Source organism: Peribacillus sp. FSL E2-0159, assembly GCF_038643155.1.
GTDB classification, from domain to species: domain Bacteria; phylum Bacillota; class Bacilli; order Bacillales; family DSM-1321; genus Peribacillus; species Peribacillus simplex.
The window spans coordinates 1,046,865-1,065,573 of sequence record NZ_CP152053.1; the positions used below are offsets into that span (position 1 = coordinate 1,046,865).

The following is an 18,709-nucleotide window of genomic DNA, read 5'->3' on the forward strand; positions in this document are numbered from 1 at the left end:
TAAATAAAATTCAACTTTTTCGTCATTTTTCAGGTTATTTTGTAAATCTTTCACATCGAGTGGATTCATTGGAGTGTAAGAGGTCCAAAACTTGGAATTTGGCATAAAAGGATAACTAGTATACTTAAAGAGCATTTCATAAAAGGGAAATTTTGAGGTAATAAAAAAGAAAGGAAAGAATAATATAATATCCTTACCTTTACATGATGAATTTTTTAATATTGTCTATAAACGTAGGGATCATCTGGTTCAGCGATTTTACTATGTGATGATACCTTGAGCAGGGGAATGGTTTTCTTGAAGGGCTGATAATAAATGGATTCCAATTCACCTGTCACGGAATACCACTCATCATTTTTTGGATGCATTCCTTCAGGAAATTCGATTAGCATACCGAATACCCCAGAGTCTGCTACACAGTGAATGACCCCAAAACGAAACAGGAATACCTGGTTTTTGCCTAGCTCATCTGAATTGTACGAAAATCCGGTTAACGTTATTTGCTTGCCAGTGAACTTTCCAGGAGAGTAATAGATGGCTTCTAAATCGTTTAGATAGTTTTCATCGGTTAATTGAAGACTATCACGATCAACCAAGCCTTTGAGAGAGTTATCCATTAAAGTTAAATAGTCATCCTTGCCATAATAAAGACTCGTATCCGGCTGCAGAAATTGATGCTGGCTATATTCATCTGAGTCTTCATATACCGGGAAATGAAATCCTTTTTTTTCTACAATATTGGAGTCCATAGTGGCAACAGGCAAAAAGAGACCGGTTAAAATGGGAATGAAGTAAAGGAAGTAAGTAAGGTTCCTCTTCCATTTCTTATTTTCCTGGGAGTGATCATGTCCGCACTGACAATCAACACATTCTTCTTGATTATCTTCCTTAAAATATAAGTAAGATCCCATTAACGTGAATATTGCCAGTATATAGATGGCAATCTGTGAAACATATGAATATTCCATATTAATGTATTTCGATATATTCCCTGAGGCGTGTAAGTGCATGAATAAAAAAGTAAGTCCAAGTAATATGAATAATCTTCCCATATAAAACACCCTCTTTAAGAAATAAACAATAAAGTTAGGCCTAAGACGGAAATAAATATATAGGCCATCAAACATAAAACGAATTTTGTTTTGAAGGTACCTAAAAGCATGATCGTATTTTTAATATCAAACATGGCCCCAAATACAAGAAAAGCAACTAGTGAAGAGGGCGAGAAGGTACTTCTAAAAGAACTGGCAACAAAGGCGTCCGCTTGGGAACACAATGACATGACATAGGACAAAGCCATCATGACTGCATTCCCGGATAGTTTTCCTTGCCCAATTTCAAGCAATAGGGATGTTTTCAAAAAGGTTTGAATGGCAGCTGCCAGCAGTGCACCAATGATTAAGTATTTTCCAACAGAAAAGAACTCTTCAATCGAGTGTTTAAACATCCCCGTTATTTTGTCTTTAAATGTAAGTTTATGGTGATGTATATGTTTGATATGTTCCTGTTTAAGCTGATTTGTCTTAAATTGAAAAGATAGGAGGCATGCAATGATCAGGACGACCACGAATGCAATTCCGCCACGATAGAAAACCATGCTCCAGCTATTACCAAACGCAATATAGGTGGAAAACAGGACGATCGGATTGAGAATGGGTGCAGAAAGCATAAATGCAATGGCCGCTGAAAGAGGAACCCCTTTAGCGATCAAACGGCGGGTAATCGGGACGATCCCGCACTCGCAGGCAAGAAAAAAGACTCCTGCACCTATTGCGGATAGAACAGATAAGATCGGATTTTTCGGTATAATTTTTGCAATCATCTCTTCTGACACAAACATTTGGATGATTCCAGATATAAGGACTCCCAGTAAAATGAAGGGAAGGGATTCAATTAGGATACTAATAAAAATTGTATTCATTTGCAAAAGGGCCTGAACGTTCATGATAAACCACCTTCCATATTGCTGACTTAACTATATTAGGATCGTAATAGAAGGAAGTCAATTTATTATTACTGGGGTAATAGGATGGAAGTTGAATGGGTAAGGAAATTGAATTATGGGATATTGAGGGGATTTGAATAAGTTTGGCAGAAATTAAGTATTACTTCAATTTAAGCCTTGTTCCTTTTGGGCTATGCCAAGCTATTTTCTAATCCTTTCATTCAAGACTTTTGATATTTCGGGATGCTTACGGACAAAGTAAAATCCCCTCAAAGTTGTGCAACATCAAAAGAATTTACACTGTTCACTTAGAGGGGATAAAATCATGGTTTATTTTTCGATACAACTTTATTAATTAGGTTTTTACGGGATATAAACGGATTGTCAGTAACCCAGAAACGCCAAGGATAATCTTTTGCTACCCCGGAGTTTTCGATTCCGACTCGGGGCCCGCTGGATATGTGTTCAGGCTTTTTTCCGGCAGCAAGATATAGCGGGGGATCCGTAAAAGCTCGACCATAATCATCCATGGTGATGCCTAGTGCCTTTGTTAGCTTCCCAGGTCCATCGGTCCATTTACGAATATCGGCAATTCCGCGTCTTTCATGCATTAACTCAAGCCCGGAATAGGGTTCAACCGCCCGGATTAAAATGGCCTCCGGATTTTCAGGTCCTCCGCTTACGACATTGACAAGTGTATGTGTGTGCATGACGTATGTATATATCAATCCGGAATTACCGAACATCACTTCCGTCCGTTTTGTCCTTCTATTTCCAAAACTATGTGCGGCCCTGTCCACAGGTCCAATATAGGCCTCTGTTTCAACAATGAATCCAGAAGCGGTTCCATCCGCTGTTTCTTTTACAATGAGGCAGCCAAGAAGGGATTTTGCCAGTTCAAGCGTGGGCTGCTGATAAAAATCCGCAGGTAAAATTGAATGGTTTATCTTGTTCATAGTATCACTCCATTTAGTCTCATACAGGTAAAATTCCCTTATCAATGAAAAAGAAACATGAAGGGATTAAAAAGGCCGGCTGATTATATCAGCCGGTCCCGAGCATATTTTTAGCCTAATTCTTTTTCAGTTTCTTGATCTCTTTTGATTCGGCCTGAACCCACGGAAAGTGCCACTAATATCCCCGCGGAAACAAAAAAGATACCGGTGATGAAAACACTGGAGAATGCATCGATCCAAGCATTTTCAATCGTTTTTACAAGGATATTGCTGACTTCTGCCGGCATTTTAAGGTTTTCCGGATAAAGCATGATGTTGAATAACGCATCCGTTTTATCGGCTAATGCTTTCAGTGCCTCATGCAATATAGGGTCCTTTTGGCTTACGACCGCATCATCCATATTTTGCTGGAGATTGTGATTCATGACAGCGTTCAAAATCGTGATGCCCATCGTTCCTCCTATAGATCGGAAGAATGTCGAAGCCGCTGTAACCGACCCAAGCTGGGATTTTGGAAATTCGTTTTGAACGGCAATCATCAATGTCGGCATAACAAGACCCATACCTATTCCAAGGATGGCCATGAATGAGTACGCAGTGAATATAGTCGTGCTGCCGTCCATCATGCTCATTAGGAAGAAGCCAAGCGTTGCAAAGGCCATTCCAAAGGTAAGCACGGTACGAAAACGGAATTTCAATAGTAACCGGCCGCCAATGATGCTGGAAAGAATCATACCGATCATCATCGGAGTCATGGTCGACCCCGCTTTTGTTGGTGAAACTCCCAGTACGCCTTGCATGAACAGCGGGACGAACATGATTGCCCCGAACATGCCAAGTCCCAGCAGGAAACCCAAAATATTCGTAGTGGAAAAAACTCTATTTTTAAAAAGGGATAAATCAAGGATCGGTTCGACTGCTCTTCTTTCAAAAATGATGAATAGGGCAATGAAGACAAGGGTACTGCCGAAAATCAAGAGAGATTCTAGTGATAACCATTCGAATTTATCACCACCGAAGGTCAAGCCCAGCAGTAACAGGACAATACCAGGAATCAGGGTGAAAATCCCCAGATAATCGATATTTACTTTCTCTGTTTTCCTTATGGCTTCATGCTTCAATCCTACATAAATCAAAATGGCAGATAGTAAGCCCGTCGGTACATTGATCAGAAAGATCCAATGCCAGCTGATATGGTCAACGATCAGGCCGCCCAGAAAAGGGCCGATGACGGAACTTAAACCAAAAAGGGCTCCAAATACACCCTGCCATTTGGCTCTTTGTTCGGCAGAGAATATATCGCCGATTATTGTTTGGGATAAAGGCATGATCATTCCGCCGCCTATTCCCTGCAGCCCTCTATAGATGATCAATTGCTCCATCGAAGTAGCTGTGGCACATAAAAACGAACCAATCGTAAAAATGATTGTACCAAGCAGATAAAGGGAACGTCTGCCATATAAATCAGATAGCTTTCCAACAATGGGTACAACAGTCGTTGAGGCTATTAAATAGGCAGTCGTCACCCATGCAAAGATGGTAAAACCATTCAATTCCCCGATAATTGTCGGCATGGCCGTACCGACGATCGTCTGTTCCAATGAACTGAAAAACATTCCAATGATCAATCCTGTTAAGACTAGCTTGGTATTGACCGCTTTTTTTTCCATTTGCATAGCGATTTCTCCATTCCTAGAACTGTATTCCTTATTCGTTTGTGACTGATAGGTCAAAATTATAAATCTGAAATGACCATTTAGTCAACGGTTTTTTCGCTGAAAATTTCAATTGCATGAAGGTGGATATAAAGATTCATCCATAACATTTAAGTAATTCGACCAGAAACCACCAATTCCTTCCTGATTAATATCTCCAACGTGTTTCCATTTATCAAATCCGATATAATCAATAAGAAGGAATATAGATGAACTTATGATTGGAAGTGTAAGATATGAATAAAAAAATCGGGTTTATTGGATGCGGTAAAATGGGTGAGGCAATGCTTGAGGGCATGTTGCTTGCAGAGGTTATTTCACCAAAAGGTATCATGGTCAGTACTGCGAGTGTGGAAACCAAAACTAAAATCACCACGAAATACAAGGTTAAAGGCACTTTGGATAATAAAGAGGTTGCCGTTTTTGCCGATTTTCTCTTTTTAGGGATCCAACCTGCCATGCATAAGCAAGTGCTGGAAGAAGTGAAGAATCATGTGAAAGAAGACGCTGTGATCATCACTATGGCAGCGGGGATCACTATATCTTTAGTTGAGAGCATCTTTGAAAAAAAAGTGAAGGTTGTCCGGACGATGCCAAACACTCCTTCGCTTGTCGGTGAAGGCATGACGGCCATGAGCATTAATGATGAAATTACCGATGCTGATATAGAGGATGTGACTGCACTGCTGAATAGTTTCGGTAAAACGGAAATCCTCCATGAAGATTTGATGGACGCAGTACCGGCCATCAGCGGTTCGTCGCCTGCTTATGTATACATGTTCATCGAGGCGCTGGCTGATGGAGGGGTCCGTGATGGCATTCCACGGAAACAAGCATACCGAATGGCAGCACAAGCTGTAATGGGAGCTGCAAAAATGGTACTCGAAACAGAAAGGCATCCTGCCGCTTTAAAAGATGATGTCTGCACACCGGGCGGTTCAACGATAGCTGCGGTAGCATCTTTAGAAGAGAATCAGCTAAGATCCAGCATTCTACAAGCAATGAAGGCCTGCACGGATAAAACGAAAGGTTTCAGTAAGTGAAGAAAGATGGATTGCCTATTAGCGGGCAATCTCATTTTGTTTGATATTTTCAGAATGTTTGGTAAAAACAAGAGGAGGCAGCATAATGAATGGTTATATAGAGGAATTAAGGAAGATACTGACGGAAGAACAAGTAACGGTGAATGAAACTTTATTGGAACAGCACAGCCATGATGAATCTTACCACACTCCGCATTTACCGGATATGGTCATATACCCAAGGGATACTGCGGAAGTCAGTGCAGTCATGCGGTATGCGAATGAGCATGAAATTCCGGTCATCCCTTTTGGATTAGGATCAAGTTTGGAGGGGCATGTCGTTCCAGTCAAAGGGGGAATTTCCCTCGATTTGTCCTTGATGAATCAAATTTTGGAAATTAGGGAAAATGATTTCCTTGTGAAGGTCCAACCAGGTGTGACAAGGACGCAACTCAATAAAGAATTAAAAAAATACGGTTTGTTCTTTTCCGTCGATCCTGGTGCCGATGCTACATTGGGAGGGATGGCAGCTACAAATGCAAGTGGGACGACCTCGGTCAAATATGGGATAATGCGTGATCAAGTCAGGGATTTGGAAGTGGTTTTAGCAAACGGTGAAGTGATTCATTCCGGAAGTTTAGCGACAAAATCATCTTCAGGCATTCACTTGAATGGCTTGTTTGTCGGCTCTGAAGGTACGCTAGGTGTATTTACTGAATTGACTTTAAAGGTATACGGCATTCCTGAAGTCACAATGGCTGGGAGAGCTTCATTTCAAACCGTCGAACAGGCAGTATCTGCGGTTAATGGAATCATGCTTGCTGGAATCCCGATTGCACGAATTGAATTGGTTGATGCCGAGTCCATAAAAAAAGTTAATCAATTCATGGACAAATCCTATGATGTCCAACCAACTTTATTCCTCGAGTTTCATGGGAATTTTGCCGGACTGGAACAGGACGTCAAATTTGCCAAGGAAATCGTAAGTGATTTTGGCTGTGGGGATATCCAGTTTGAAACCGATTCAAAAGCACGGAATGCCTTATGGGAAGCGCGCCATAATCTCGCGTACGCATTCATTCACAGCGCACCTGGAAAGAAGCTGATGGTGACCGATGTAAGTGTGCCCCTTCATGAATTATCGAATGCCATACTGGATACAAGGAAGAAAGTCGAACAATCCAAAGTGGAGGGTGCGATTGTAGGACATGTAGGTGACGGGAATTATCACGTATTGTTCATGATCGATCTGAAAAATCCTGAAGAAGTTAAAGAAGCGAAGAGGTTAAATGAAGGAATCGTCGAATATGCACTAACCAAAGGCGGTACATGTACGGGTGAACATGGGGTAGGGCTTGGAAAATCGAAGTATCAGCGAAGGGAGCATGGAGGAGCTTACGAAGTGATGAAAACGATCAAACAGGCATTGGATCCGAAAGGAATAATGAATCCAGGGAAAATTTTCGTAGATTAAGAGAAATATTTCATTTTGTTAGATTAGTAATGAACACGACTTGATCCCATATAAAATGTAGTGGCATAACGTTGCCTATTATATTGGAACCAAGTCAAAAAATGCCAATTACAAATCACGTGATTTAAACATATAATCGTATAAAAGTGATTTTCGTCTTAATTCGAGCTTTAATCGGAAAAATTGCCCGTCCGTGCTGATAATCCGAATGATATCGGGATAAATCGCCTTTTCCGTCCAGATAATTCGACCTATATCCGGATAATCCGACCGTTTGCGAGATAATCCGGTCTTTCCAGATATTGTTCGAGGAAGTACAGCTTTTACGAGGTTCTCTTCCAAAAAAAATAAGACTCCAGACAAGATTATGTCTGGAGTCTTATTTTTTATTAAGCGTTAATGTTATTTGAGTTTAAGGCGTTTTCAACACTTACATAGTTGTAGCCAAGGTCTGTGGCAACTGCTTCGAACGTGATTTCACCGTTCGCTACATTGACGCCTTTTGCAAGTGCATCATTTTCAAGGATCGCTTTGATGGCACCTTTGTTTGCAATTTGAAGTGCAAATGGTACTGTTACGTTAGTTAAAGCAACTGTAGAAGTTTGAGGCACTGCTCCTGGCATATTCGCCACTGCATAGTGCACTACTCCATGTTTAACATAAGTAGGGTTATCATGTGTAGTTATGTGGTCGACCGTTTCAAAGATACCGCCTTGGTCGATTGCAACATCGACAATGACTGAACCTGGAGACATCGATTTAACCATTTCTTCAGTAACGAGCTTAGGAGCTTTAGCACCTGGAATCAATACAGCACCGATTACTAAGTCGGCATCTTTGACTGCTTCTGCAATATTATAAGGGTTGGAGATAAGTGTAGTCAGTTCATTTCCGAAAATATCATCAAGTTGACGAAGGCGGTCAGGGCTTAAGTCAAGAATTGTAACATCTGCGCCTAATCCAATAGCGATTTTAGCAGCATTCGTTCCAACCATACCTCCGCCGACAACAGCGACTTTACCACGCTTAACTCCAGGAACTCCGCTTAAGAGAATTCCTTTGCCGCCGTTATTTTTTTCAAGGAACTGAGCACCGATTTGAGCAGCCATGCGTCCTGCAACTTCACTCATTGGTGTCAATAAAGGAAGTGTGCGGTTTACTGCAACCGTTTCATAAGCAATGGCCAAGACACCGCTTTCTTTTAGGGCCTGAGCTAGTGCCGGTTCAGCAGCAAGATGTAAATATGTGAAAAGGATTAAATCTTTTCGGAAATATTTATATTCAGATGAGATAGGTTCTTTTACTTTCATGATCATTTCTGTGCTTGACCAAACGCTAGCAGCGTCCTCGACTATAACAGCACCAGCTTCTTGATATGATTCATTTGTAAAACTGCTTCCTAGACCTGCGTTCATTTCGATTAATACTTCGTGCCCTGCATTGACTAATGCTACAACCCCAGCTGGAGTGATAGCTACACGGTTTTCATTGTTTTTGATCTCTTTTGGAATTCCTATTCTCATCTTAATCCCTCCAATAATATGTTTTACTATTTGTATCACAAGTATAGTTGGAAAAAGAAACAGTTAGTATGTGGAAATCAGAAAAATGAAAAAGGTGTATTTGTGGAATTCCACAAACGCAGCTTCAAAAAACATGGACTCGCCAGGATCAAGATCCTTTTAAAGCTGAATTCAATTCTTTGCAATAGGTTCTTGAATGCGCTCTAAAATCCTTCTTTTTTTATAAAGCATGATTCCCGTATCGGCTATATCGGCAATCATGGAACGATTTGTAAGGGCGCCAAATATTATTCCGGCAACAGGAACCATTTGCAAAAGCTTTTTCCAGCCAAACTGATCACGGTATGTATAAACAACTTCTCGCCATCCTTGCAGTTCAGATGCAATTTCCCTTTTTGATTGGGAATCAGTCTGGTTCATTTTCGACAATTCATTTAATAGAGCCTTTTTTCCGACAACATCCGATGTTGTGAATTGCAGACATTTGACGATGAAAATACGTTCTTGGCGGTCTCTAGGATTGAAGCCATATGTGATGGCGATATCCTGAAGGGTTTTGATCGACATGCCGAGAAGAAGGGGGATGTCGATGGCCAAGGTGAAGATTCCGCCAATCCCTGTAGTGGCACCTTGAACCGTTGCCAATTTGCTGCCTGAATTTTTAATACCCTGACTCACGCTATCCATGATATGGAGGGGTATACTTGAAACATCTTCCAGGTCATTAATATTCAACTCGGGAACCTTGGCTTGCAGCTGACTTAGAATATGAGCTTCTTTCGTTAAATATTTTCCGCCATTCTGAATGTAGCTGCCGATTTCATCAAGCATGACGCCTAATTTTTTCTGGATGAAATCCGGTGTCAACTTATCCAATAGCTTGAATGGAATCCGCCCAATCCGTTCCCAAAACCATAGTCCTTTCTGATCTTTCTCCCATTTTTCAATGATTTTTAATTCTTTTTCAAGTTCTTCTTTTGTTTCAAATATCATATGATCAACCTTTCTACACTTCTAGTATTCCATATCAGGGAATATATCATTAATTTTTATTGAAAAATTCATCATATTGATTAAGTTTAATATTAAGAAAGAGGGACATTTTTTGAATCGGGTCTTTTAACCGGATATTTCCCACTTCCGAGATCCTTTTTAATCGGTAATTCAATGTATTCACATGGATATGAAGATTTTTTGATGCTTCATTAGGGTTGCAGTCTTTCTCTAGATACACAGTGAGTGTTTGCAGCAATTCCGTCTGGTTTTTCATGTCGTATGCTTTTAGCTTAAGGATGGAAGGATGAACACGACGCTGTTTGTTGCTTGCGAGTGTTTCGATCATTTGAAACATGCCAAGCTCTTCATAATGTAAAATGAGTTTCATGTCATCTGGGAAAATATTCTTCATTTTTAGGGTGTATTGAGCTTCTTCGTAACTTGATTTAACATCCATTAAGTTTTTATACATATTGCCAGCCGTTCCAAGGATATGCTCAACACCGAAACGCCGTTTCATCTCCAGAATGAAAAAAGGAATGAACTCATAAATCGATGAAGTGAAAGATGGGCTGTTTTCCTGGTTGGCTCCCGCGAAAAGAATGAGCTTGTTATGGTCAATGGCAAATAAGGAACTGTTTATCTTTTGGGTGGTCGTTAACATGTATGAAATGTAGCGCTCCACTTCGCGATTGATCTCTTTAGGAAATTCGAATACCAATATGGCAAAAACCACTGGAACATGGATGGAGAATTTCGTGTAATTTTCAATTATTTCCGATTCTTCTTGGTAGTGCCCGGTCAACATGCGCCAAAGGAACTCTTGATGACCTGCTTCTTTCCTTTTCTTTTTCAATTGCAATTGCTGTAACTGGTTCTTCGCCTCCTTGGCAGCGAATTGCAGAAATTTCATATCTTCTTCGGAGAAAGGTTCATTTACTTCCAAAGCCCAAATGAATCCAAGTACTTCGTTATTTTTCCGTATGGAAACCGCAACCCTGTTACCGAGACCGACATCATTGATGGCCCCGATTTTAATGGGGGCATCTTCTTTCAGTAACGCGGGGATGAAGCCATCTTTCCACAAACTGTTGATGACCTTTTCAGGGACACGTCTTCCTATTATGGTCATGATACGAGCCTGATCCGTAGTATCATCGTGTGTGCTATAAGCAAGTAAGCGGTGGTTACCGTCCTCGATTGTAATGGGGCAACCTAAAACAGAACTGATTCTATCGGCAAACTCCATCATATCTCCATAAAGGTCTTTAAAAATATCTCTATTTTTTTCGAATTCCTTCATTTTTATTTTGCCCCTCGCTAAAATAAATTCCTTCTCCTTGAATTTTAAACGATTTCCTATTAATAAGCATAGATAAATCCTTTGTTAAAACAGAAAATCCCTGCCGATGGAAACCGGAAGGGACTTGATTTTTCATTTTAGAATAGGAAGTTAATCAAAAGATAGAGCAACCCTGCTAATGTTGCCGAGATGGGAATGGTAATGAACCAAGTGATGATCATTCTTTTTGCCGTTCCCCATTTTACGCCCTTGACACGATGCGCTGATCCAACACCAAGGATTGAAGACGAAATAACATGGGTTGTACTGACAGGCATGTGTATTACAGTCGCGCCGAAAATGATGAAGGCTCCGGTTAAATCCGCTGCAACACCATTGACCGGACGGATTTTCATGATTTTGCCGCCAACGGTTTTGATGATTTTCCATCCGCCGACAGAAGTTCCAAGTCCCATTGCTAGCGCACAGGAGAATTGAACCCAGAAGGGGATATCGGTACTTGATGCATAACCATTTGCAATAAGGGCCATCGTGATGATACCCATCGCTTTTTGAGCGTCGTTCGTTCCGTGGGTATACGATTGAAGCGCTGCCGTAGCAATCTGTATAGTACGGAATTTTTGGTTTGTTTTTGTCAGGTTATTGTTTTTAAAGACTACTTTAAAGATACTGTATACGATAAACCCGATTGCAAAAGCAATTAGCGGGGAGAAGATCAAAGCTTGAAGAATTTTCATGAACCCTTCCCATTTAATGCCTGCGAAGCCAGCTGCTGCAATGGCGGCACCTGCAATCGAACCAATCAATGCGTGGGAGGAACTGCTTGGTATTCCGTAATACCAGGTAAGAAGGTTCCATATGATAGCGGCAAGCAGAGCAGCCATGATTACATATGAACCATTCGGAAGCGTGAACGGATCCACGATATCCTTCGTTATGGTTTTCGCTACTCCAGTAAATGTCATAGCTCCGACGAAATTCATGATGGCTGCCATGATGATGGCATGCCTAGGCTTCATGGCCTTTGTTGAAACAGCAGTCGCTATTGCATTGGCTGTATCATGAAAACCATTGATGAAGTCAAATGCTAAAGCAAAGAAAACGATTAATATTGTTAAAATTAATAAAGTATCCATTTATTGGGGTACTCCTTAGGCGTTTTTCATTATGATTGTTTCAAGTGTATTGGCCACTGCTTGACAGTGATCGGCGATCTCTTCAAGGCTTTCGTATATTTCTTTATATTGAATGATCCTGATTGGATCTTTTTCAACTGTAAACAAGTTTTTGATTGATTGACGTTGGATTCCGTCACAAACGGATTCAAGATCTTTAATTTTGATTGCATTTTCACGGATCATTGGCAATTTTTTAGTGGATAGTGTATCGACAGCATTTTCAATCTCATACGTACACTGTTTGATTGCATCCACAAACTTAAGCATATACTCGTCTGCATTGACAATTGAGTACATTTCGAATAATGCCGCACAGTGTTCCAAACCGTCTATGACATCATCCATTCTCATGGTTAATTCAAGGATATCCTCCCGTTCGATAGGAGTGATGAAGGCATTGTTCAGCTCTTTAATCACATTATGAACCATTGAATCGCCTTTATGCTCATAGTCTTTCATCGTATCTGAAAATACTTTTAGATCGGAGATGTTTTTGAGTTTATAATCCGCGAAATAGTCAGCACCTTCTTTAAGGTTTTGAGCGATGTTAAAAAGCATTACTGCGAATTTGTCTTTTTTTGATTTAAAAGCCATGTTAAAGCCTCCCAATTAGTCATGCAAATTTACGCACCTTAGTCGTACGCTTAGTATTAACAAATTGATTGTAACGAATTCATGTAGTATCCGGGAAGGTTTTTCGACGAAAATTTACAAAATCTTAATAAAACTTTACATAAAAAAACAAGGAAAATTAAAAATTGGGAAAAAACATTCGCTTATAAAGGAAAAATCTGTAGAAAAAAAGCCTTTCCGATATGGAAAGGCAAAAGGTTCTATAAAAATAAAGCAATCAAATAGTAAATGATTCCAGCTAAGGAAGCGGAAATTGGCAATGTAATGAACCAAGTGATCAACATGCTTTTTGCGGTTCCCCATTTTACCCCTTTGATGCGGTGTGCAGAACCGACCCCAAGTATTGAAGAAGAAATGACATGTGTCGTGCTGACCGGCATATGCAGGAAGGTTGCACCGAAAATGATGGCCGCTCCAGTCATATCGGCAGCCACACCATTAACCGGCCGGATTTTCATGATTTTACCGCCAACGGTTTTGATGATCTTCCAACCTCCGATTGATGTACCAAGCGCCATGGCTATTGCGCAGGATAATTGTACCCAGAAAGGAACTTCAGATGTAGAGGCATATCCGTTAGCGATTAAAGCCATCGTGATGATACCCATGGATTTTTGAGCATCATTCGTTCCATGTGTATAAGACTGGATGGCCGCCGTGAGAATTTGTATTCTCCTGAATCGCTTATTGGTTTTTCCTAAATTATTATTTTTGAATACGACCTTGAAGATACTGTATACAATGAATCCAAGCGTAAAGGCAAGGATAGGTGATAGAATCAATGCTTGTACAATTTTAGTGAATCCATTCCATTTAATCGCATCGAATCCACTAGCCACGATGGCAGCTCCCGCTATTGAACCAATGATCGCATGGGAGGAACTGCTTGGAATGCCAAAATACCAAGTGATTAAATTCCATATTATTGCCGAAAGCAGGGCAGCAAGGATTACATAAGAACCATTGTTCAATGTGAAAGGATCAACGATATCCTTAGTAATGGTATGGGCTACACCGGTAAAGGTCAGTGCTCCTAATAAATTCATGACCGCAGCCATGATGATTGCATGACGTGGTTTAAGCGCCTTGGTTGATACTGCTGTAGCGATGGCGTTAGCCGTATCATGGAAACCATTGATAAAGTCAAAGACCAAAGCAAAAATAATAATTAGCGCGGTTAAGATGAGTATGCTATTCATACATGGAGGACTCCCTTGATTTCAAGTATGTAAAGTGTACATGGATTGTGGCCAATGAATGGGCTCAGGACTGTTTGCAACTCCCCAATATTTAGAATGGGAGTTTTTCATTTGATTATTCTTTAAAGATGGCACCTTCTTTTTTACTTGGTTTAAGGTCGAACTATACAATTGTAACGAATTACATACCTATAAGGATAGATGTTTCGTCATTTTTTTACAAAATATTTAACTTAGTGAATGATTAAAAAGGTAAAATGTGCCCTTTAATATATATAAATGGTATTCAAGGGTGTGTTTTCGCTTAAGGGACTCTATAAATCCCGAGGCTTATGGTTAGAAATAGAAGGTGGAGGGATGTATAATTGGTAAATAAAAGTAAGGGGGAATGATGGAATGATTTCAAATATTGGGGAAACGATCACCTTACATAATGGTGTTAAAATGCCGCAGTTGGGTTTCGGTGTATTTAAAGTGAAAAACGGCAATGAAACGGTTGAGTCCGTCAAGAAAGCGATTGAAGTTGGTTATCGTGCGATTGATACGGCGGCCATTTATGAAAATGAAGAAGGCGTTGGTCAGGCGATTCGGGAATGCGGAGTGCCTCGTGAAGAATTGTTCATTACATCTAAAGTGTGGAATACAGAGCAAGGATACGAAACGACGCTCCAGGCTTTTGATGATAGTTTAAACCGCCTTGGTTTGGAATACCTGGATTTATACCTGATCCACTGGCCGGGAAAAGATAAATATCTGGAAACCTGGAGGGCATTGGAAAAGGTTTATAAGGATGGTAAGGTGAAATCAATCGGTGTAAGTAATTTCCATGTTCATCATTTGGAAAATTTACTTGCAAACAGTGAAGTGAAACCGGTCGTCAATCAAATTGAATTGCATCCACTTTTGACTCAAGTCGATATTCGTGATTACTGTGCAAAACATGAAATAAAGGTAGAATCTTGGAGCCCGCTAGGCAGAGGGAACCTATTGGAAGAGCCGACAATTAATCATATAGCGAAGAAGCATGGGAAAAGTTCAGCACAAGTGCTGATTAGGTGGCACCTGCAAAATGATCTAGTTGTAATTCCTAAATCGATTACGCCATCCCGTATCGAGGAAAATGCACAGGTATTTGACTTTACATTAAGCCTGAATGAAATGAATCAAATAGATGCTTTAAACAAAAATGAACGGTTCGGTAGCAATCCCGATGAACTTTTGTTCTAAAAAGAATACTGCAAATGATAGGAGGGTGTCCCGATAAGGGGGCATCCTTTTTCTTTTTCCTTTGTGAACATAATTGAAACAGTTACTGCTTATACTAACTATGTGACAAAGTAAAGCCTATGGTATACCCGTTTAATATGTCTGATAATCCTGTTTTCGTTGCCAAATATTTTTAAAAAAAATTAGGTTTTAGATTGATTAAACGGGGAAAATAATGAGTACAGCGGCAAACAAAAAGAAAAAATTCACTAACATGAGGATTGTCCAGTCAGTTACTCAAGGGCTATAGCTAGCTAACTCTACCCAATAACTAAAACATTCACATTCATTAGATATTGTGCGAATCGGCATCATACCATTTGAATGTAAAAGTTAAAAGAACTGAAAACAGGCATGACAAAATGGAAGTGATTGGTTTTCTTGGAGTCTGCTGCAGGAATTAAAAAATTAACTAATTTGAAGGAGGAAATATATTATGGGATTTTTATGGTCATTAATTATCGGAGGTATCATTGGTTGGTTAGCAGGTATGATCGTTGGACGTGACGTACCATTTGGAATTATCGGTAACATTATCGCTGGTTTTGTTGGAGCTTGGTTAGGTTCATTAATTCTTGGGAACTGGGGACCTTCAGTAGCAGATTTTGCAATAATTCCAGCATTGATTGGTGCAATCGTATTTGTCTTCATCTTAAGCCTTATCTTAAAAGGCATGAGAAAAGCGTCATAAATACAAAAATAAAGCTGGCCCAAGTGGCCAGCTATTTTTTTTGTGTCAAAATGAACTGGTTTCGTTCCAACATGCGTATATTCCAACCGTAGAGTGTGAAAATTCGAACCAACATGCGGATAATCCGGCCGTAAAGGATTTTTATTATCCGTCCAACATAGTCCGTCCGTTGGTTAAGCAAAAAAATATAAGCAACAATTCCGGAATAATATTAATGAAGAAATAAGACCACCGTTCCGAAATGGAACGGTGGTTTCTGTTTGTATTATATGTGCTCGTCGAATATTTCAGGTCTATCAATGAAAGGAGCTTCAATGATCATTTTTAGTTCTGAAATGGGGTGGATGAATTCAATTTTCCTTGCATGCAGGGCTTGACGATGAAATGTCTTTTTTCCACCATATAAGGTATCTCCGGCCAAGGGGTGATTCAAATGACTGAAATGCACCCTGATCTGGTGGGTTCGGCCGCTTTCCAGGGTGCAGCTGACGAGCGTCAAGTTTTTCTTGGAATCGCGATTGATCACCCGAAAATGGGTAACTGCCGTCTGGCCTGTAGAGGAAACCCTTCGTCTCGTGGCATGGTGGCGGTCACGGCCAATTTTTTCTTTGATATCTCCTTCATCTTTTTTAATGTTTCCTTCGACTAATGCTAGATAAGTCCGTTTGATTTCCCTTTCTTCCAACATTCTATCCAGCATGGATCCAATGAGGCGGTTTTTGGCAAAAAGGACCGCACCGGTGGTATCTTTATCAAGCCTATGAATATGCTTGATCATACAGGTCTGGCCGGTTTTTTGAAGATGGTGCGCAACTCCATTGATGAGGGAGTGTGCTTCACCCGGTTGAGAAGGGTGAGTATCCATTCCAGCCGGTTTATTGGCTATCAACAAAAGGTCATCTTCATATAAGATGGAAATTCCTAAATTTTCAGCTTTAATTGTTTCATTTTCTGCTTGATCCAATAATGGAATGTTGATTGTATCTCCTTCGTTAAGGATAGTCGACCATGTGACGGAATTCCCGTTCACTGTCACCTCTTTACTCATCCTCCATTCATGCACTAGCTTCTTTGGGGCCTTCCAACGCTCCTTAAAAAGCTTTTCCAATGTTAATCCATTCCAACTTTGGAGAACTTCTATTATTAAATGTTGGTTAGTTATTTTGAAATTTTCCAATTTAACTCCTACTTTCGACTCGTTTGGTTGTGCTTAAATGAAAAAAATATATAATAATTACGGATATGTTGTAAAAAAGTAACCTTGGGCCTATTGCTAAGATTTTTGGTGGTGGAAATTACCACATATTTTTTACAATTTTTATGTTATTCTATGGGGAAAGAAATCGCTTGTCCTAGAATATACATATAATAGATAGGTCTAACGGATCTGAAAAAAGGTGGTTTTTTTAGTGAAGACGGTCTTTTCTTCAACGGAAGAACAAGAGCAGGAAATAGCGAGTCTCGTTTCTCGTTTCTACGAATCTGTATTTCCAAAATACTTTACGGAAAGTGAAATCCTTCACTTCCGCGAGATTGGCGTTTTAAAGCCCAATCAAAGTTCCTTTACTTACTTGGCAACATTAAGAGACGCATTTCAAGTCATGACATGTCTTCAAGTCCTCATGTCGATATTAGACAAACAGAAGGAAGAAGATTCTATAGTGATGGAATCTAAATCTGAAGAATTGTTCCAACACAACATCACTCTATTGAATGAATACGGAATATTCTTCCCTTTTTATTATGACCATTTTTCAAGTATAAACCATGAAGAGAGTAATGATATGCAGATGTTGGACATCCAGGTGGCGAATCAATATTTAGTATAAGGCAAAAAAAATGAGCCGGCTATAACGGGAGAAGCATTTCCGTTAGGGCCGGCTCATTTTTTCCATCCTTAATTAATATCATGGTCCTCGAACCATTTCTCGAACGTTTCCTCGTCTTTATAGCCAACGATCCGTTCTTGTTCTTTGCCATTTTTATAGTGGACGATGGTCGGTGTCTGTTTGATGCCATAATCGCTCCATCCTTGTTCAAACTCCAAAAGGTTGTATTGAACTAGGTCGATTCCCAACTTTTCTGCCAAAGGAGCTACGATTGGCGTGGTTTTTTGACAGTGCGGGCAATCAGGACTATAGAAATAAACGGTCATATCTTTGTTATCCTGGAGGTCCTGCTCCAATTCTTCCGGCAGGATCAAGTTTTGGTAATTGGGGTCATCCAACTGATCGACCGTAGCGGGTTTAAGCTTATCCTTGCCGTATGGATTTCCTTTTGTTTTTTCTTCTTTTTTCATGTTTGTAAAAACGCCCACCAGGACAAATATCGCGACGATTATCACTAAAAATATAGCCATTTTCTTCATTAAGCTGCAACCTCCTTGGATCTTGTCCATATGATGTAACTGCAAATGAAAATAATGATGAATGCAGTCAAGGCTAGGAACGGGATGGTGATGAAACCAAATACGTTTATATATTGTCCTGTACACGGAACCCTTCCGCATGCAAGGGTGTGGTCAGAAAAGAATGAAACCTTTTGTATCAAATAATGGTATGTGGAAATGAATGCACCGATAGCGGATAATATCATGGTATAAAAGCTGATCCAATAATCTTTTCGAATGATTGCAATTCCTAATATGATTGTAAAAGGATACATGATGATCCGCTGGTACCAACATAGTGCACAAGGTTCATATTGCTTAATTTCAGAAAAATATAAGCTTCCAAACATAGCAATGATGGAAGCAGCCCAGGCAACAAATAATAAGTTATCCACACTGCGTTTTGTATTGTTCATGGT

General features: G+C 40.0%; 19 protein-coding genes. 5 read left to right on the forward strand and 14 right to left on the reverse strand.

Annotation, left to right across the window (positions count from 1 at the left end; all coding sequences use genetic code 11):
* Positions 1-215: 215 nt before the first annotated feature.
* From NYE63_RS05205 to NYE63_RS05220, 4 genes are all read right to left on the reverse strand, one after another.
* The gene (locus NYE63_RS05205; protein WP_342604340.1) at positions 216-1,052 is read right to left on the reverse strand and encodes a TIGR03943 family protein; all 837 of its coding nucleotides are present in this window, start codon (positions 1,050-1,052) and stop codon (positions 216-218) included.
* Between the two features lie 14 nt (positions 1,053-1,066).
* Positions 1,067-1,945 carry a permease gene (locus NYE63_RS05210; protein WP_342604341.1) on the reverse strand — a complete coding sequence of 293 codons (879 nt, stop codon included), beginning with the start codon at positions 1,943-1,945 and terminating at the stop codon, positions 1,067-1,069.
* A 323-nt stretch (positions 1,946-2,268) separates the two neighbouring features.
* Positions 2,269-2,901 carry a DNA-3-methyladenine glycosylase gene (locus tag NYE63_RS05215; RefSeq protein WP_342604342.1) on the reverse strand — a complete coding sequence of 211 codons (633 nt, stop codon included), beginning with the start codon at positions 2,899-2,901 and terminating at the stop codon, positions 2,269-2,271.
* 110 nt (positions 2,902-3,011) lie between these two features.
* Entirely contained in the window at positions 3,012-4,577 is a 1,566-nt protein-coding gene (locus NYE63_RS05220) for an MDR family MFS transporter (RefSeq protein WP_342604343.1), read from the reverse strand.
* A 275-nt stretch (positions 4,578-4,852) separates the two neighbouring features.
* Between NYE63_RS05220 and proC the strand changes: the two genes are divergently transcribed.
* Positions 4,853-5,659, forward strand: a complete 807-nt coding sequence (gene proC / locus NYE63_RS05225; RefSeq protein WP_342604344.1) for a pyrroline-5-carboxylate reductase — start codon at positions 4,853-4,855, stop codon at positions 5,657-5,659.
* A gap of 85 nt (positions 5,660-5,744) precedes the next feature.
* Positions 5,745-7,112 (forward strand): FAD-linked oxidase C-terminal domain-containing protein, encoded by a 1,368-nt coding sequence (locus tag NYE63_RS05230; RefSeq protein ID WP_342604345.1) that lies wholly within the window; start codon positions 5,745-5,747, stop codon positions 7,110-7,112.
* Between the two features lie 108 nt (positions 7,113-7,220).
* Here the strand turns inward: NYE63_RS05230 and NYE63_RS05235 are convergent, their stop codons facing one another.
* The 7 genes from NYE63_RS05235 to NYE63_RS05265 all read right to left on the reverse strand — a co-directional run bounded on the left by NYE63_RS05235 (position 7,221) and on the right by NYE63_RS05265 (position 13,944).
* On the reverse strand, positions 7,221-7,454 hold the full coding sequence (locus NYE63_RS05235; protein WP_342604346.1) for a hypothetical protein: 234 nt from the start codon (positions 7,452-7,454) through the stop codon (positions 7,221-7,223).
* Positions 7,455-7,501: 47 nt separating this feature from the next.
* On the reverse strand, positions 7,502-8,635 hold the full coding sequence (gene ald / locus NYE63_RS05240; RefSeq protein WP_076367639.1) for an alanine dehydrogenase: 1,134 nt from the start codon (positions 8,633-8,635) through the stop codon (positions 7,502-7,504).
* A gap of 171 nt (positions 8,636-8,806) precedes the next feature.
* Complete coding sequence (locus NYE63_RS05245) at positions 8,807-9,628, reverse strand: EcsC family protein (protein WP_342604347.1); 822 nt, start codon at positions 9,626-9,628, stop codon at positions 8,807-8,809.
* 49 nt (positions 9,629-9,677) lie between these two features.
* Complete coding sequence (locus NYE63_RS05250) at positions 9,678-10,934, reverse strand: helix-turn-helix domain-containing protein (protein WP_342604348.1); 1,257 nt, start codon at positions 10,932-10,934, stop codon at positions 9,678-9,680.
* Between the two features lie 137 nt (positions 10,935-11,071).
* The gene (locus NYE63_RS05255; RefSeq protein ID WP_141993004.1) at positions 11,072-12,070 is read right to left on the reverse strand and encodes an inorganic phosphate transporter; all 999 of its coding nucleotides are present in this window, start codon (positions 12,068-12,070) and stop codon (positions 11,072-11,074) included.
* 15 nt (positions 12,071-12,085) lie between these two features.
* Complete coding sequence (locus NYE63_RS05260) at positions 12,086-12,706, reverse strand: DUF47 domain-containing protein (RefSeq protein ID WP_063235631.1); 621 nt, start codon at positions 12,704-12,706, stop codon at positions 12,086-12,088.
* Between the two features lie 239 nt (positions 12,707-12,945).
* Positions 12,946-13,944, reverse strand: a complete 999-nt coding sequence (locus tag NYE63_RS05265) for an inorganic phosphate transporter (protein ID WP_342604349.1) — start codon at positions 13,942-13,944, stop codon at positions 12,946-12,948.
* 396 nt (positions 13,945-14,340) lie between these two features.
* Between NYE63_RS05265 and NYE63_RS05270 the strand changes: the two genes are divergently transcribed.
* Both NYE63_RS05270 and NYE63_RS05275 read left to right on the forward strand, forming a co-directional pair.
* Positions 14,341-15,171 carry an aldo/keto reductase gene (locus NYE63_RS05270; protein ID WP_342604350.1) on the forward strand — a complete coding sequence of 277 codons (831 nt, stop codon included), beginning with the start codon at positions 14,341-14,343 and terminating at the stop codon, positions 15,169-15,171.
* A 475-nt stretch (positions 15,172-15,646) separates the two neighbouring features.
* Positions 15,647-15,901, forward strand: a complete 255-nt coding sequence (locus tag NYE63_RS05275; protein ID WP_170946860.1) for a GlsB/YeaQ/YmgE family stress response membrane protein — start codon at positions 15,647-15,649, stop codon at positions 15,899-15,901.
* Positions 15,902-16,166: 265 nt separating this feature from the next.
* Here NYE63_RS05275 and NYE63_RS05280 read toward each other — a convergent pair whose 3' ends face one another.
* A complete protein-coding gene (locus NYE63_RS05280) occupies positions 16,167-17,078 on the reverse strand; it encodes an RluA family pseudouridine synthase (protein WP_342604351.1) in 912 nt (303 codons plus the stop codon).
* A 232-nt stretch (positions 17,079-17,310) separates the two neighbouring features.
* Between NYE63_RS05280 and NYE63_RS05285 the strand changes: the two genes are divergently transcribed.
* Positions 17,311-17,730 (forward strand): DUF5365 family protein, encoded by a 420-nt coding sequence (locus NYE63_RS05285; RefSeq protein ID WP_342604352.1) that lies wholly within the window; start codon positions 17,311-17,313, stop codon positions 17,728-17,730.
* Positions 17,731-17,798: 68 nt separating this feature from the next.
* On the opposite strand, the gene NYE63_RS05290 is transcribed toward NYE63_RS05285, so the two are convergent.
* On the reverse strand, positions 17,799-18,269 hold the full coding sequence (locus tag NYE63_RS05290) for a thioredoxin family protein (protein ID WP_342604353.1): 471 nt from the start codon (positions 18,267-18,269) through the stop codon (positions 17,799-17,801).
* Positions 18,269-18,706: a disulfide oxidoreductase gene (locus NYE63_RS05295; RefSeq protein WP_342604354.1), complete on the reverse strand. Its 438-nt coding sequence runs from the start codon at positions 18,704-18,706 to the stop codon at positions 18,269-18,271. The genes NYE63_RS05290 and NYE63_RS05295 overlap by 1 nt, the downstream gene beginning before the upstream one ends.
* Between the last annotated feature and the right edge of the window lie 3 nt (positions 18,707-18,709).

Bases quoted from the DNA above. Each gene is read 5' to 3' on its own strand.
- proC (WP_342604344.1), top strand. From the start codon at position 4,853: ATGAATAAAAAAATCGGGTTTATTGGATGCGGTAAAATGGGTGAGGCA.
- NYE63_RS05245 (WP_342604347.1), bottom strand. From the start codon at position 9,628: ATGATATTTGAAACAAAAGAAGAACTTGAAAAAGAATTAAAAATCATT.
- NYE63_RS05210 (WP_342604341.1), bottom strand. From the start codon at position 1,945: ATGAACGTTCAGGCCCTTTTGCAAATGAATACAATTTTTATTAGTATC.
- ald (WP_076367639.1), bottom strand. From the start codon at position 8,635: ATGAGAATAGGAATTCCAAAAGAGATCAAAAACAATGAAAACCGTGTA.
- NYE63_RS05295 (WP_342604354.1), bottom strand. From the start codon at position 18,706: ATGAACAATACAAAACGCAGTGTGGATAACTTATTATTTGTTGCCTGG.
- NYE63_RS05255 (WP_141993004.1), bottom strand. From the start codon at position 12,070: ATGGATACTTTATTAATTTTAACAATATTAATCGTTTTCTTTGCTTTA.
- NYE63_RS05265 (WP_342604349.1), bottom strand. From the start codon at position 13,944: ATGAATAGCATACTCATCTTAACCGCGCTAATTATTATTTTTGCTTTG.
- NYE63_RS05205 (WP_342604340.1), bottom strand. From the start codon at position 1,052: ATGGGAAGATTATTCATATTACTTGGACTTACTTTTTTATTCATGCAC.
- NYE63_RS05260 (WP_063235631.1), bottom strand. From the start codon at position 12,706: ATGGCTTTTAAATCAAAAAAAGACAAATTCGCAGTAATGCTTTTTAAC.
- NYE63_RS05270 (WP_342604350.1), top strand. From the start codon at position 14,341: ATGATTTCAAATATTGGGGAAACGATCACCTTACATAATGGTGTTAAA.
- NYE63_RS05250 (WP_342604348.1), bottom strand. From the start codon at position 10,934: ATGAAGGAATTCGAAAAAAATAGAGATATTTTTAAAGACCTTTATGGA.
- NYE63_RS05220 (WP_342604343.1), bottom strand. From the start codon at position 4,577: ATGCAAATGGAAAAAAAAGCGGTCAATACCAAGCTAGTCTTAACAGGA.
- NYE63_RS05275 (WP_170946860.1), top strand. From the start codon at position 15,647: ATGGGATTTTTATGGTCATTAATTATCGGAGGTATCATTGGTTGGTTA.
- NYE63_RS05230 (WP_342604345.1), top strand. From the start codon at position 5,745: ATGAATGGTTATATAGAGGAATTAAGGAAGATACTGACGGAAGAACAA.
- NYE63_RS05215 (WP_342604342.1), bottom strand. From the start codon at position 2,901: ATGAACAAGATAAACCATTCAATTTTACCTGCGGATTTTTATCAGCAG.
- NYE63_RS05290 (WP_342604353.1), bottom strand. From the start codon at position 18,269: ATGAAGAAAATGGCTATATTTTTAGTGATAATCGTCGCGATATTTGTC.